A 15,173-nucleotide genomic window follows, 5' to 3' on the forward strand; every position below is an offset into this window, starting at 1 on the left:
GGCTCCATCACTACAATCACCACCGCCCCCACACCGCAACCGGCGGCAAACCACCCGTCACCAGGTTGACCAACGTCCCTGGGCAGTACACCTAGACCCGCTCCAGCATCGCCAGCGCCCGGCGGCTCACCTCGCGACCGATGGGCAGGGAGGCGGTCGCCGCGGGCGACGGCGCGTTCAGGACGTGCACGGCGTGGGCGCCCTCGCGGATCATGAAGTCGTCCACCAGCGTGCCGTCCGCCAGGACCGCCTGCGCCCGCACTCCCGCGGGCGCCGCCACCAGGTCCGACTCCGTCACCCCGGGGAGCAGTCTGCGTACGGCCGTGGTGAACGCCGTCTTGGACAGCGACCGCCGAAGCTCGCCCGCCCCGTACCTCCAGTGCCGTCGGGCTATCCGCCACGAGCCCGGCCAGGCCAGCGTCGCGCCCAGCTCGCCGGGCCGGACCACGCCCCAGCCGTACCCCTCCCGGGCCAGCGCCGGTACCGCGTTGGGGCCGACGTGCACGCCTCCGTCGATGCCGCGGGTCAGGTGCACCCCGAGGAACGGGAACGCCGGGTCCGGCACCGGATAGACCAGCCCCCGCACCAGCTCGGGCCGGGCCAGCTCGTAGTACTCGCCCCGGAAGGGGACGATCCGCATGCCGGGGTCGTCGCCCGTCATGCGGGCGATCCCGTCGCAGTGCAGCCCGGCGCAGTTGACCAGGACCCGGGCGCGGAGCACGTCCCCGGAGCGGGTGCGCACGGCGACTCCGAGGCCCGGGCGCCGGTCGATGTGCCGCACCTCGGCGCCGTAGCGGATCTCCGCGCCCGATGCGCGGGCCAGCTGCCGGGCCACGGCCACGTAGTCGCAGATGCCGGTGGTGCCGACGTGTATGGCGGCGAGGCCGCGCACCTCCGGCTCGTACTCCGGGATCTGTGCCGCGCCCAGCTCGCGGACCGGTATGCCGTTCTCCCGGCCGCGCTGCACGAGGGCGTGCAGGCGGGGCAGCTCGGAGCGGTCGGTGGCGACGATCAGCTTGCCGGTGACGGCGTGGGCGATGCCGTACTCGGCGCAGAACTTGACCATCTCCGCCGCGCCCCGCACCGCGTAGCGGGCCTTCAGCGAGCCGGGGCGGTAGTAGACGCCACTGTGGATGACGCCGCTGTTGCGGCCCGTCTGGTGCCGGGCCGGTCCCGGCTCCTTCTCCAGCACCGTGACACGGGTGCCCGGCGCGGCGCGTGTGATCGCGTACGCCGTCGACAGGCCGACGATTCCGCCGCCGATCACCAGCACGTCGCAGTCGTACGCGACGCCGTGCCCGCTGCCCTGCGCGGTCGCGGTCCGCACTCGTTCCATCTTCCGGCCCACCTCCCGGCTTCGATAGTGCACTGCGCCACTGACAATGCCCTCAAACCCGGGAGGGGGCGGTGGATCAGGCCGGGGTCACCAGCAGGGGCCGGGCGCGCTCCCGCAGCTCGACCACGCGCGGCTCGTCGCCGTACGGCTCCAGGCGGTGGAGGAGATCCTTCACGTACTCGGTGGTGCGGGCCGAGGAGATGCGGCCGGCCACCTCGACCGCCCGCACGCCCTGCTCGCAGGCCGCGTCCAGATTGCCCGACTCCAGCTCGGCCACCGCCGAGACGACGAGTCTGAGGCCGTGCGAGCGTACGAACTCCTCCGTCGGTTTCGACAGGGCCTGCTCGGTGAAGCGGCGGACCTGGCGTGGTGCCTTCAGGTCGCGGTAGCACTCGGCGGCGTCGGCGGCGAACCGGTCGTAGGAGTAGAAACCCAGCCACGTCGGGTCGCTGTCGCCGGGGCGGGCGCGCTCCAGCCAGCTCTCGGCGGCCTTCAGGGCCGCGCCGGCCGCCGGTGCGTCGTTCGCGCGCGCGTGGGCACGGGCCTCGACCAGGCGGAAGAAGCTCATGGTGCGGGCCGTGGCCAGCCCCCGGTTGCGTTCGAGGGCGGCCTGCGCGAGGTCCACGCCCTCGTCGCCGAAGCCGCGGTAGGTGGCCTGGAGCGACATGGAGGCGAGTACGTAGCCGCCCAGGGGGACGTCGGCCGCCGCGCGGGCCAGGCGCAGGGCCTGGATGTAGTAGCGCTGGGCAGCCTCCTGCTGGCCGGTGTCGAAGGCCATCCAGCCGGCCAGGCGGGTCAGCTCGGCCGAGGCGCCGAACAGGGCGCGGCCGACCTCGTCGGAGTAGGAGCCGAGGAGCAGCGGGGCGGCCTCGACGCGTAAGCACTCGGGGACCATCGACGAACGCCAGTCGCCGCCGCCGTACTTGGAGTCCCAGCGTCGGGCGTCCTCGGCGGCCTCACGCAGCTTCTGCACGTCACTGTGGCCGACTTTGAGCGGTGCGCCGGAGCCCTCGGCCGGGCTCGCGTCACGCGCCACCGAGCTGTCGGCCGGGGTTATCAGCCATCGTGAGGCGGGCGTTGCATATGCGCTCACCGCGAACGAGCCGGCCAGCGACTGCCAGATGCCGCCCGCGCCGGACCGGCGGCCGGCGAGGTCGAGACGGTACAGCTCGGTGGCGGATCTGACCGCCTGGCCGACGTCCCGGGGGAAGGCGAGGCCCACTTCGGGGGCGGGGTCCGCGTCCGCCAGGCCGATCTCGTGCAGCGGCACCGGGCGGCCGAGCTTCTGGCCGATGGCGGCGGCGATGAGGTGCGGCGCCGCACCCTGCGGCACCATGCCCTTCGACACCCAGCGCGCCACCGACGTCTTGTCGTAGCGAAGCGTCAACCCGCGTTGGGCGCCGAGGTCGTTGACGCGCCGTGCGAGTCCTGCGTTGCTGATTCCCGCGAGGGCGAGAACGGCGCCGAGCTTTTCGTTCGGCCCGCGTAGCTCCCTGGACATGCGCCACCCCTCGACACAGACGGCTGCCGCGCTGGCATAACCACGCGGCATTCGTAAACCCAGCGTAGTTCGCCGGATCCCATGCGTTAAGAGGCATTGTTCCGGATGGCGGGATTGTGGTCCGTACTGAAGTGCGGTGTCCGCACGGTCCGTTGCCACGTGCTCCCAGTGTGTGGCCGTGCGCCCGCCCGTGCGCTCTTCTCCGGCCACGGGGGGAGCGGTTCCATGGCGATGCGTGGGTCGGCCCGCTGTACTGGATCCAGTGGGCTGGGGGACGCCGCCGCCTACATCCCCGCGGGCGGCGGACCGGTCCGGGAGGCGTGCCGCGCCTCCCGGACCGCGCACCGCCGGTCGGTGCGCAAAACCTGTACGGAGAGTGTTCGAACGTGTCCGCGTGACGCCGATTTGGCTGAAAATCGACCCCGGTGATTCTGGGGTACTACGGCCCTCACCATGGGAGTTGAGGGCGCGTCGGGGAGCCAAGGGGCGCGTTGCGGGGGCGCATTCGCGTCGTCTTCGCGCTCTCGGAGAGCCTCCGAGAGGACGCGGAGCAGGAGTTGGCGTCCTCGCGTGGGTTTCCGCGGGGGCGCATTCACGGGAGCACATGCGGCTCCGCCGCTGCTCTGCGGCGCGCCCTTCATGGCAGCATGGGACCAGTTCGTACGGTGCACTGGTTGTCCCCAGCCTGTGGAGGCGTCGATGCGGTGGTTGGTGGGGTGGAGCAGCACCGCCGTGGGAGCCGCGGGAATCGCCGGAGCGGGTGGCTCCGCGGGGGCCACCGGCTACGACGGCGAGACCGTGCAGCCCGTGGGCGCCCAGCCGTTGTGGGGCGACCCCGATCCCCTGTGGGCGGTCGGCGACTGGCGCCCCGACGAGGTGCGCGTCGTCACGGCCGATCCACAGACCCGGATCGCCGTACTCGGCATCTGCGGCGCGACCGACGAGCAGCTGCGCGTCGGGCTGTTCGCCGCGCGCGGCGGCGCCCTTCGGCATCTGACCGCGTGGCCCGGCAGCTACACGGCCGTCGTCCAGGTGGGCCGGCGGATCACCGTCTGCGGCGACCTCGCGGGCGTGCGGCCGGTGTTCCACACCCCCTGGGCGGGCGGCACGGCCTACGCGACGGCCGCGCTGCCCCTGGCCGACCTCATCGAGGCCAACCTCGACTTCGGACACCTCGCCGCGCTGCTCGCCGCGCCCGACGTGCCCGCCGCGCTGGACGACTCCACCCCGTACGACGGCGTGAAACGCATTCCGCCGGGGCATGCGCTGATCCTGCGCGCCGGGGCGCGCGAGATCGCCGGATACGAGCAGGTGGCCTCGCTCGCCGTCGCGGCGCCCTCGGTCGATCCCGACCGGGCGGTGGACGGCGTGCGGGACGCCTTGGTCGAGGCCGTACGCACGCGCCTCGCCGCGCCCCGGCACGTCCCCGGGGACGGCATCGACCCCGGCCCAGTGCCCGGCATGGGCCCCGCGGAACGGCGCGCCGCGCGCGGGATGCCGGTCCCGGGGATCGGGGCCGACCTGTCCGGCGGACCGGCCTCGGGCACGCTGGCGCTGCTGGCCGCCGGGCTGCCGGGGATGCCGGGGACCGTGCTCGGACACGGCACGGGCGCGGGGGAGCGGCTGCTCGCCGTCACCTTCAACGACCTCGCCGTCGGCGGGCAGGAGGCCGAGCTGGAGCGGGCGGGCGCGCTGGCGGCCAACCCGAGGCTGCACCACGTGGTGGTCACCGGCGGCGAGGACGTCCTGCCGTACGCCGCGCTGGACGGGCCGCTGACGGACGAACCGGGCTCGTGTCTCGTCGCGTCGGCACGGCACCGGGCGCGGCTGGCCGCGGGCAGCGCGGACCACTTCACGGGATACGGGGCACGGCAGGTGCTGGACGCCCATCCGGCGCGGCTGGCCGACCTGCTGATGGACCGCAAGCGGCGCCATCTCGTGCGGCCGGTCGCCGCGCTGGCCAAGGCCGACGGGTCGGTACTGGTCCCCGCGCGCGTGTACGCCGCGGCGCGGCGGCTGGCGCGGACCCCGTACCGCACCGGCCTTGAGGTGCTCTCCGAACGGCTGCTGCGCCGACGCTTCGACACGCCTGGCGACGGCGCGATGGAGGCGTCGCTCGCCGTACTGGCCTGGGCCGGGCCGGGGCCCGCGGCGCGGTGGCTGACCGGAGAGGCGCTGGCTGAAGTATCGGTTCGCCTGCAGACGTCCTCCCAGCGTTCCGGGGTGGGGCCGGGTCAGCGGCCGGGTGACTTCCGCGCGCGTGCGGCGCTGGCGCGGCAGGCCGCGGACGTGCGGGTGCTGGAGCAGGCCGCCGAGATCCGCTTCCAGCGGCTGCACACGCCGTTCCTCGACAACCAGGTCGTCCGCGCCTGCCGTGCGCTGCCGGAGGCGCTGCGGGTGCAGCCGGGGGCGCGGGCGTCGATTCTGCGGACGGTGCTGGAGGGGGCGGGGGTGAGCGATCTGCCGAGCGGCTGGGGGGCGCCCACGCAGGGGCTGGCGGCTTCCGCCGCGCGGACGGGGCTGCGGGTCGCCGCGGACTCCCTGCTGGGGCTCTTCGACACGCCGCTGCTCGCGGAGGCGGGGCTCGTGGAGGCGCGGGTCGTGCGCAAGGCGGTGCGTGCGGCGGCCGCGGGCGAGGCGCTGCCCCTGGACGGGCTGGCCGACCTCGTCTCCCTCGAACTGTGGCTCCGCCGCCTCCTCGCCCGCCGCGGCACCTGCTGGACCGGCACCCCGGCCCGCCAACGCGCCGTGCCGGCGGGCATCGCGCCGCAGAGGGGGGCGTTGGGCGGGGCGGGGGAGGTTGTGCGGCGGGTTTGACGGGGGCGCTTGTGCGGCGGGTCCGACGGGGGCGCGCGTGGCTCGTGCGCGTGCCGGTGCGTGGGCTGGGCGGTCCGGGTCCCGCAGCGGGTCCCCGGGCCTGCCCTACTCGCAGGTGAACCGCGACCGCGCCCAGTCCGCGAGCGCCACCGAGTCGAAGCGGCTGTGCGGCTCGACCACCAGCCGTACGGTCTCGCGCCCCGAGATGTCCACATGCACGGGCACCGCCGGGTCCCCGCCCCGGACCTTCCCCGAGCTCCACAGCCGGACGCCGTCGGCGTGCACCGAGAAGTGGACCTCGCCCAGCTTCATCGTCAGGTCGTCGACGCCGACCAGCGCGTCGTAGGACGAGCAGGAGCGGTTGAGGTCGATGGTGACGGAGGAGCGCCCGTGCACCGTGACGCCGTGCGCGTACCGTTCGCCGCCGATCGACAGGGCGGACCGCTGCCAGACCCAGCTGCTCCCGGCCAGCCGCATCTCGGGCCCGGCCCCGTCGCCGCCCACGTCGTACGCCAGCTCGCTCCACTGGTAGACGGTCGGGGCGGGCGGTGGTGTCGAGGTCGGGGGCGGGGTCGGCGGGGGAGTGGGAGCGGGGGTCGGTTTCGGCGTCGGGGACGGCTTGGGCGAAGGGGGCGGCGTCGGCCTGGGGGTGGGCGTCGGGGACGGGGGCGGCTCGGGTGCGGCCAGTGGTGGCTGTGGGCGCGGTGGCCGCGTCGAGGGCGCGGGCGTGTCCGGGGCCGGCTGGGCCACCGGTGAGGAGGCGGGCGGGGCGGCTTTCGGCGGCTGCTTCTTCGGGGCGTCGTCGCCGACCAGCGCGAAGACCAGCGCCGCCGCTGCGGCCACCGCCACCACACCGGCCGCGATGCCGGCCTTCACCGGTGCGCCCAGCCCCTCGGAGGCCGCCGCACCGCCCCCGGCGCCCGCACCACCGGACGCGCCACCGCCGGTCGTGGCCGCCGCGCCGGCGGCACCCGCCGCACCCGCGCCGCCGGCGATGATCCCCGCCGCCTTGGCGTACCCGGCGGCGCCGAACCAGCCGATGACCGCGACCGGAACCACGGCGGGAATGCCGCTCGCGACCTCCTTGATCTGGCCGGCGGCCAGCCGGCACCTGGCGCACTCGTCCAAGTGCTTGCGCAGCCCCCGTTCGGCCCGGATACGCAACCTGCCGCGCGCGTAGGTGCCGAGCTGGTCGGCGTAGCGGGCGCACTCCTCGTCGGCGGCGAGGGCATCGCTGACGTGGGCCTGGAGGTAGGCCTGCTTCAGGCCCTCGCGGGCCCGGCTGGCCAGGACCCGGGTGCCGTTGGCGTCCAGCCCGAAGAGCACGGCCACCTCGCTCGGCGACTCGTCCTCGACCTCGGTGTGCCACAGCACGGCCTGCCACCGCTCCGGCAGCGAACGGAAGGCCCGCATGGCCATCGACTGCTCGGCCTCGTGCATGGCGCGGACGTCGGCGCCCAGTTCCAGGGTGTCGTCGTCCGGCACCTTGGCGGTGTGCGCGGCCTGCGCGGCGAACACCGCGAAGTCGTCGACCAGCTGCTCCCGCCCGGCCGACCGGGTCCAACCGGCGGCGACGCGCCGCACCGCGGTGAGCAGGTAGGCGCGCACCACGTGCTCCGGGCCCGAGCCGCCGCGTACCGCCTGGAGCATCCGGGCGAAGACCTCGGCGGTGAGGTCGTCCGCGGTGTGGGCGTCGCGACAGCAGGTACGCGCGTACCTGCGCACCGCGTCCGCGTGGCGCCGGTACAGCTCCTCGTAGGCGGTGTCGTCGCCCGAGCGCATCCGCTCGATCAGCTCGGCGTCGGACAACGGCAGTTCGCGGAGCGGAGGCAGGACGCCGCCGTCGTGCGGGTCGTGCAGGACGCCGCCGGCGTGCAGGTCGTGCGGGTCCTGCGGGTCGTACAGGTCGCGTGGCGGGGGCAGGACGCCGCCGTCATGCTGCTCGCGCGGCGGGGGCAGGACGCTGTCCTCGTGCAGCTCACGCTGTGCCGGGACGCTGCCTTCCGTCGGGATGCTCCCCTTCGCAGGGACGCTGCCTTCTGCCGGGACGCCGCCTGCCGCCGGGACGCTGCCTTCTGCCGGGATGCTCCCCTTCGCCGGGACGCTGCCTTCTGCCGGGATGCTCCCCTTCGCCGGGACGCTGCCTTCTGCCGGGATGCTCCCCTTCGCCGGGACGCTCCCCTCCGCCGGAATGTCGCCCTCCGCGGGCCCACCGTCCTCCGTGGGGACGCGGTCGTCCTCCGTGGGGACGCGGTCGTCCTCCGTGGGGACGCGGCCGTCCTCCATGGGAACGCGGCCGCCCTCCGTCGGAACGCCGCCCCGTGGTGCCCGAGCCGGTCCGCCCTGGCCCGGCACCTGCGGCGGGTCGCCGGGTCCGGTGTCGCCGTCACCGAGTGACCCGTCCCGCCCGTCAACGCTCATCGCGGAAAGCCCCCGCCACCTGCCCAGCCTGTCCGAACACCGGGTCAGCGTGCCATATTGGCTTTTGGTCAGGACCCCGCAGTGCGGACCATCACTCGTCCGTGGGGACTTGCCGCGACGCGGTAATAACGCTCAGCTGTTCGGGGAAAGAGAAAGCCCCCCGTCCAGGCAGGCGTTGAGCGAGACGCGCGGAAGGTCCGACACAGCCCGCTCGCCCCACCCCGCCCGATATCACCGCACCCGCACGACGGCACCGGCTCACGCCGGCCGCGACCGCAGTCCCTCCAGCAGGATGTCCAGCAGCCGGGACGAGGCCGCCGCCTGCTGTGCCGCGTCCGGCAGTGAGGGCGCCGCCGTGGCTATCACCAGCAGCACGTCCGACACCGACACGTCCGGCCGCAGCTCACCCGCCGACCGCGCCCGCTCCACGAGCCGGCCCACGACCTCCAGCAGCGCCGCCGCACCGTCGTCGTCCTCACCGGCGCCCGACGCACCGACGGGCGCGGGCCCCTCGGACACCAGCCGCAGTTCGCCCGAGCCCGGCTGTATCCGCTGCTGCGGCACCCGCGGCTCTCCGGCCACAGCACCGCCGACACCACCGGCGCCACTGTCACCGTCGTCGGCCACCCCGACCCGCAGCACCCCGGGTGGCAGCAACCGGCCGGCGCCCGAGGCCACCGACGTCCGAAGGAAGCGCGACAGCGCCGACCACGGCTCGTCCTCCTGCCCGAGCGCCGCCCGGGCCTGGTCGGTCAGCCGGGCCGTCTCCTCCTCGGCTATCCGCCGCACCAGGACGTCCTTGCTCGGGAAGCGCCGGTACACCGTGCCGACACCGACCCGTGCGCGCCGTGCCACGTCCTCCATCGGCGCTCCGTACCCCAGCTCGCCGAACACCTCGCGCGCCGCGCGCAGCACGTGCTCCAGATTGCGCTGGGCGTCCACGCGCAGAGGCGCGGTCCGCGATCCGTCACCGCGTGCGCCGCCCGCCGCCGCACTCATCGCGCCACCCGGCGCGACAGTGGACGCGGACGACCAATGAGAGTCCTGAACATGCATGACAATCCCCCGGTAATGACGTCTCCCCCCGGAGACTCTCCCCGCCATCGAAAGCCGGAGTGCGCGGAACAGGCCCGGTTCGGCGGTCCGCCCGTCGCGGACCCGATGAGCACATCCCCCTACACACCGTGGGAAAGAACATAGTTGAGCGGGAGTCAATTCAGAAGGGGCACGTTCCGCGCGGAGTACCCACCGATCGGAGTACGGATCGCATACGCCCCGAATGTGCCGCCTTCGACCCCCACCCGCACCCCCACTGACCTGCACGACCACGCCGCCTCACGGCGATCCGGCCAACCCCGCGCCGTCACGATCTCCGATCACACAAATCGACGAGCCTGTGGACAAACGCAAGCGCCGGGTGCGTCATGGGATGGTGAAGGAACGTGCGCGCATTCTCGTTGTCGGCGGCGGCTACGTCGGGATGTACACGGCCCTGCGTCTGCAGCGGAACCTGAGAGGCGAACTGAGGCGGGGCGAGGCCGAGATCACGGTCGTCACCCCGGACCCCTACATGACGTATCAGCCGTTCCTCCCCGAGGCGGCGGCCGGCTCGATCTCCCCCCGGCACGTCGTCGTGCCGCTGCGCCGCGTCCTCGGCCAGTGCCACGTCGTCGTCGGCGAGGCGCGGTCCATCGACCACACGACGCGCACCGCCACCGTCACCACCCTCGCCACCGACGAGGAGAAGACGGGTGCCCGCCGGCTGACGTACGACGAACTCGTCCTCGCGCCCGGCTCGGTCTCCCGCACCCTCCCCGTCCCCGGCCTCGCCGACCACGGCGTCGGCTTCAAGACCGTCGAGGAGGCCATCGGCCTGCGCAACCACGTCCTGGAGCAGATGGACATCGCCTCCTCCACCCGCGACCCCGCCGTCCGCGACGCCGCCCTCACCTTCGTCTTCGTAGGCGGCGGCTACGCGGGCGTGGAGGCCCTCGGCGAGCTGGAGGACATGGCCCGCTACGCCGCGCGGTACTACCACAACGTCACGCCGGACGACATGAAGTGGATCCTCGTCGAGGCGTCGGGCCGCATCCTGCCCGAGGTCGGCGAGGACCTGGGCCGCTACACCGTCACCGAACTGCGCCGCCGCAACATCGACGTACGCCTGGACACCCGCCTGGAGTCCTGCGCGGACCGCGTCGCCGTCCTCAGCGACGGCGCCCGCTTCCCCACCCGTACGGTCGTCTGGACGGCCGGCGTCAAACCCCACCCGATCCTCGCCGCCACCGACCTGCCCCTCAACGACCGCGGCCGGCTCACCTGCACCCCCCACCTGTCCGTCGACGGCGCCGCACACGCGTGGGCCGCGGGGGACGCCGCCGCCGTCCCCGACGTCACCGCCCCGGAACCCGGCCGGGAATGCGCGCCCAACGCCCAGCACGCCGTCCGCCAGGCCAGGGTCCTCGGCGACAACATCGCGCACGCCCTGCGCGGCGAGCCCCTCGACACGTACGCGTACAAGTACGCCGGCTCAGTCGCCTCCCTCGGCTTCCACAAGGGCGTCGCGCACGTCTACGGGCGCAAGCTGAAGGGCTACCCCGCGTGGTTCATGCACCGCGCGTACCACCTCAGCCGGGTCCCCACCGTCAACCGCAAGGCGCGCGTGCTGGCCGAATGGGCACTCGCCGGACTCTTCAAACGGGAGATCGTCTCCCTGGGTTCACTCGAACATCCGCGAGCGGAGTTCGAACTCGCGGCCGGTGGAAAGCCTTCTCAGGAACCTCCGCGCAACCCGAAGGGGTCGTCCTGACCGGAGTCAGGAACTCCCCCGGCCGGTCCGGCGTCTGACGGATGTCGGCCCGGTCGGCACCTACCCTGCCAGACTGGTCCACCACCGCGGGCGCGCCGCCGCTCGCTCCCGCGCGGCCCCCGGGGGCCCCGGCCGTTCCCGGTCCGCCCCGGCCCCGGCCGCCGACAACTACACGAGGCAAGGATTCGTGAACTTCACGCGCTGGAGCGCCCGACTCCCCGGAACGCAGCGCCGCGCCGCAGCGCGGACCGACACGACGGTCTCCCCCGACCGGCGGAGCGACGGCTCCGTACCCGCCGCCCGCGCCGAACAGCTGACCGACGAGGCCCCGCCCGTCCCCGCCGTCGACGACCTCCCCGTGCGCGACGTCCTGGACCGCGTCCCGGCCCTCGTCGCCCTCGTCCACGGCCCCGACCACCGCCTCGCCTACGTCAACGACGCCTACGTCGCCGCCTTCGGCATGCGCGACCTGGGCGAACGGGCGCGCGAGGCGCTCCCCGAACTCGACGAGCTGGGCCTGTTCCCGCTCCTGGACCAGGTCCAGCGCAGCGGCAGGCCGCGCACCCTCAAGTCCCGCAAGGCCCCCGACGGCCGCTCCTACACCTTCACCTGCACCCCGGTCACCGAGGGCGACAGCGGCCGCGGCGTACTCGTCTTCGCGACCGACGTCACCGACCATGCCGAGGCAGCGGCCCGACTGCGCGCGAGCGAAGGCCGTCAGCGCGAGACCGCCGTCACCCTCCAGCGCTCCCTGCTCCCGCAGGAACTGGAGGAACCCGACGACCTGCGCGTCGCCGCCACCTACCACCCCGGCGGCACCGAGGCCGCGGTCGGCGGCGACTGGTACGACGTGATCACCCTCGGCGGCGGCCGCACCGCCCTGGTCATCGGCGACGTCATGGGCAGAGGCGTCCGCGCGGCAGCGGTCATGGGACAGCTCCGTACGGCGGTCAGGGCCTACGCCCGCCTCGACCTGCCCCCGCACGAGGTGCTCCAGCTCCTCGACGGCCTCGCCACCGAGATCGACGCCAACCAGATCGCCACCTGCGTCTACGCCATCCACGACCCGAACGAGGGCCGGCTGGTCTACGCGTCCGCCGGCCACCTGCCCATCCTGGTCCGCGACGAGAACGGCACCGTCCAGCGCGCCGACGAACCCACCGGCCCCCCGCTCGGCACCGGCGGCTGGATGCACTCCTCGGGATCGATCGCCCTGACCCCCGGCTCCACGGCCGTCCTCTACACCGACGGCCTGGTGGAACGCCGCAACGAAGACCTCGACGAGGGCATCGCCGCCCTGGAGCGCGCCCTGTCCGGCGCGACCGGCACACCCCAGGTGATCTGCGACCGCCTGGTCCGCTCGGCGGGCGTCACCCCGGACCACGACGACGACGTCGCCGTCCTGGTCCTCCAGCACCCCGCCCGCAAGGGCGCCGAGGCCGAGCGCTTCCGCAACGCCGCCCTGGAACTGCTCGGCGGCGTCGAAGCGGCCCCACGCGCGCGTGCCTTCGCGTCCGGCGTCCTCACCAGCTGGCGCTTCCCCACCGACCTGCACGACCTGGGCGTCCTGGCCACCAGCGAACTGGTCGCCAACTCCCTCCAGCACGGCACGCCCCCCATGCGGCTGCGCCTGCGCCGTACCGACCGCCGCCTGATCATCGAGGTCACCGACGGCGACGACCACCTGCCCAGACGCCGCCGAGCCGAGCCCGGGGACGAGTCCGGCCGGGGCATCGCCATCGTCGCGACGATCGCCTCCAACTGGGGGTCCAGGCGCACACCCGGCGGCGGCAAGGCGGTCTGGTGCGAGTTCGTCCTACCGAAGCCGTGAACAGGGACGGGACCGGGATCAGGACCGGTGCCGGGACCGGGCCAGGACCGCGACAGGGTCGAACCCGGCACGGTCCCGCACGGTCCCGCTCGCTCACGCCTCCGCGGTCGCCACCGCATCGGCCGGCGCCCCGCTCTGCGTGACCACCCGGCTTCTGGCGAGCGACGGCTGGTTCTGTACGTCCGTGAGCTGCCGCCCCAGCCGCACCGCCAGCACCGTGATGCCCAGCGAGAACAGCAGGAACGCCACGATGTACGGCGCGTGCAGCGAGGCCCCGAGCGGCCCGCCCACCGCCGGCCCGATCGCCAGCGCGAGCTGCTTCACCAGGGCGAAGGCGGAGTTGTACTGCCCGGCCAGCCCGTCCGGCGCCAGATCCGCCACCAGCGGCGCCACCGTCGGCGACAGCAGCGCCTCGCCCAGCCCGAACAGCGCGTACGTCGAGATGAAGGCGGCCGTCGCCATCGCCTGGCTGCCGTGTCCCAGCCCGGCGTACCCCGCTACGGCCCACGCCACGGCCCAGATCAGACCCACGGCGGCGATCACGCGCGACCGCTTCCGCCGCTCCACGAACCTCAGCACCGCGAACTGCGCGACGACGATCACCAGGGTGTTCGCCGCCAGGGCGGTACCCAGCGTGGAGGTGGAGATCCCCGCCGCCTCGACGCCGTACGCGCTCAGCCCCGACTCGAACTGCCCGTAGCAGGCGAAGAACAGCACGAAGCCCAGCACGCACAGCTGCACCATGGCCCGGTTGCCGAGCAGCTGCTTCCAGCTGCCCCCGGCGGACTGCCCCGGCGCCTCCTCCATGCGCGGCGCGCGCGGTGTGCGCACCGTCGCCATCACCGCGACCAGCACCAGGAACATCGCCGCCTCGATCGCGAACAGCAGCGTGAAGGACGCGGCGCTCGACGTGTCGACAAGATGTCCACCGATGAGTCCGCCGACGCCGAGCCCCAGGTTCTGCAGGAAGAACTGCGTCGCGAACGCCCGCGACCGTGTCTCGGACGGCGAACAGTCGACGATCATCGTGGCGAGCGCCGGCTGCATCACGGCCTGCCCCGCACCCAGCGCGGCGGCGGACAGCAGCACGGTGGCCGCCGAGGTCGACAGTCCCAGGCTCAGCGCGCCGAGCGCGGCGGTGACCAGGGCGGCGAGCAGTACCGGCAGCGGGCCGCGCCGGACGATGGCCCGCCCGGCGAACGGCAGCACGATCAACGCGGCCACGGCGAAGACGGCGAGTACGAGACCCGCCGTCACAGAACCGAGTCCCCGTACCTGCGCCACATAGACGTACAGGTAGGGGACGGTGAAGCCGAGCCCGAACGCGCTGAGTGCGTTGCCCACATGAATCCGGCGCATCGCTGCGCCCATTGCCCTGGTCACGTTCACCCTCTCTGGGTCGATGCTCCATCCGTTAGGAGTGAAGACTTAGAAGCTAAAGTTCGAAGCTAAAGAGTACACAGCGAAGGACTTCAAGGCAAAGGAGCCGCGTGCCATACTGCGGCCATGGGCGATACCTCCGGCGCCGGCGAGCCGACACTCGAAGAGCAGATCGCCGCCTACCAGCGCGAGTTCCAGGACCTCGACCCCCAGGTCGAGAAGATCGTCTCGGCGCTCTCCCGCCTCAACCGCCGTATGAACGTCGCGTACGGCCGGCAGACCGCCGACCTCGGCATCAGCAACACCGACTGGGAGGTGCTGAAGGCGCTCGTCCTCTCCGGCGCCCCCTACCGGCTGGGCCCCGGCGACCTCGCCAAGCGGCTCGGCCTGACGCCGGCCGCGATGACCCATCGCATCGACCGCATGGTGACGGAGGGACTGGTCACCAGGGACCGCGACGAGTCCAACCGGGTCCGCGTCATCGTCGAGCTGACGGCGGAGGGGCGCGAGAAGTGGCTGGAGGCGATGCGCCTCGCCACGGTCTTCGAGGAGGACCTGCTCCAGGACCTCTCCGCGGACGACCGGACCGCACTGGGTGACGTACTCACCCGCCTACTGCGCAGGGTGGAGCACGCCCAGCCGGACGCCGGCGGCCGCCTCAGCGACCTCGATTAAAGATCTTGACAGGCTTCCTTGACAGTCCCCTACGGGATCCGTAAAGTTCTTCGGGTTGCCGCGGGGCCGTAACGGTTCTGCGGTAGCACCTCCCGCCGCACCAGCGGCAACCAAACCACCAGCACGACCTCCCAGTGGGAATGACTTCGGCATGTCCGAATTCAATTCCGATTGGGACTCGACGGCCCGATCGACCTCGATTGGGAATCGCCGAGAAGGTCCGCTAAGGTTTGAGACGTCGGAACGGCCCAACAGCCGGGAAGACAACCCCCTCTGACGGGAAATCAGGGCCCGAAAGGATCTGATAGAGTCGGAACCGCCGGAAAGGGAAACGCGAAAGCGAGAACCTGGAAAGCACCGAGGAAATCGGATCGGAAAGATCTGATAGAGTCGGAAACGCAAG

The 15,173-nt window shown here is 73.2% G+C and carries 9 protein-coding genes; 4 read left to right on the forward strand and 5 right to left on the reverse strand.

The window, feature by feature from the left end; all coding sequences use genetic code 11:
* Window positions 1-91: 91 nt before the first annotated feature.
* Together lhgO and ACFCZF_RS39775 are read right to left on the reverse strand one after the other, a co-directional pair.
* Window positions 92-1,336, reverse strand: a complete 1,245-nt coding sequence (lhgO, locus tag ACFCZF_RS39770) for an L-2-hydroxyglutarate oxidase (RefSeq protein ID WP_376675813.1) — start codon at window positions 1,334-1,336, stop codon at window positions 92-94.
* Window positions 1,337-1,412: 76 nt separating this feature from the next.
* Complete coding sequence (locus ACFCZF_RS39775) at window positions 1,413-2,837, reverse strand: MFS transporter (protein ID WP_375922639.1); 1,425 nt, start codon at window positions 2,835-2,837, stop codon at window positions 1,413-1,415.
* 699 nt (window positions 2,838-3,536) lie between these two features.
* On the opposite strand from ACFCZF_RS39775, the gene ACFCZF_RS39780 reads away from it, so the two are divergent.
* Window positions 3,537-5,654, forward strand: a complete 2,118-nt coding sequence (locus ACFCZF_RS39780) for an asparagine synthase-related protein (RefSeq protein WP_376675814.1) — start codon at window positions 3,537-3,539, stop codon at window positions 5,652-5,654.
* Window positions 5,655-5,759: 105 nt separating this feature from the next.
* On the opposite strand, the gene ACFCZF_RS39785 is transcribed toward ACFCZF_RS39780, so the two are convergent.
* Both ACFCZF_RS39785 and ACFCZF_RS39790 read right to left on the reverse strand, forming a co-directional pair.
* Entirely contained in the window at window positions 5,760-8,075 is a 2,316-nt protein-coding gene (locus ACFCZF_RS39785) for a sigma-70 family RNA polymerase sigma factor (RefSeq protein ID WP_376675815.1), read from the reverse strand.
* Window positions 8,076-8,333: 258 nt separating this feature from the next.
* Window positions 8,334-9,131 carry a TetR/AcrR family transcriptional regulator gene (locus ACFCZF_RS39790; protein WP_375922634.1) on the reverse strand — a complete coding sequence of 266 codons (798 nt, stop codon included), beginning with the start codon at window positions 9,129-9,131 and terminating at the stop codon, window positions 8,334-8,336.
* Window positions 9,132-9,504: 373 nt separating this feature from the next.
* On the opposite strand from ACFCZF_RS39790, the gene ACFCZF_RS39795 reads away from it, so the two are divergent.
* Together ACFCZF_RS39795 and ACFCZF_RS39800 are read left to right on the forward strand one after the other, a co-directional pair.
* Window positions 9,505-10,884: an NAD(P)/FAD-dependent oxidoreductase gene (locus tag ACFCZF_RS39795; protein ID WP_376675816.1), complete on the forward strand. Its 1,380-nt coding sequence runs from the start codon at window positions 9,505-9,507 to the stop codon at window positions 10,882-10,884.
* Between the two features lie 187 nt (window positions 10,885-11,071).
* Window positions 11,072-12,715 carry a SpoIIE family protein phosphatase gene (locus tag ACFCZF_RS39800; protein ID WP_376675817.1) on the forward strand — a complete coding sequence of 548 codons (1,644 nt, stop codon included), beginning with the start codon at window positions 11,072-11,074 and terminating at the stop codon, window positions 12,713-12,715.
* A 93-nt stretch (window positions 12,716-12,808) separates the two neighbouring features.
* Here the strand turns inward: ACFCZF_RS39800 and ACFCZF_RS39805 are convergent, their stop codons facing one another.
* Complete coding sequence (locus ACFCZF_RS39805) at window positions 12,809-14,086, reverse strand: MFS transporter (RefSeq protein WP_376675819.1); 1,278 nt, start codon at window positions 14,084-14,086, stop codon at window positions 12,809-12,811.
* Between the two features lie 135 nt (window positions 14,087-14,221).
* Between ACFCZF_RS39805 and ACFCZF_RS39810 the strand changes: the two genes are divergently transcribed.
* Window positions 14,222-14,770, forward strand: coding sequence for a MarR family winged helix-turn-helix transcriptional regulator (locus ACFCZF_RS39810; protein WP_376675818.1), 549 nt, complete (start codon window positions 14,222-14,224; stop codon window positions 14,768-14,770).
* The last annotated feature ends 403 nt before the right edge of the window (window positions 14,771-15,173 follow it).

Source organism: Streptomyces sp. NPDC056296 (assembly GCF_042268605.1).
In the GTDB taxonomy this organism is placed as follows: Bacteria; Actinomycetota; Actinomycetes; order Streptomycetales; family Streptomycetaceae; genus Streptomyces.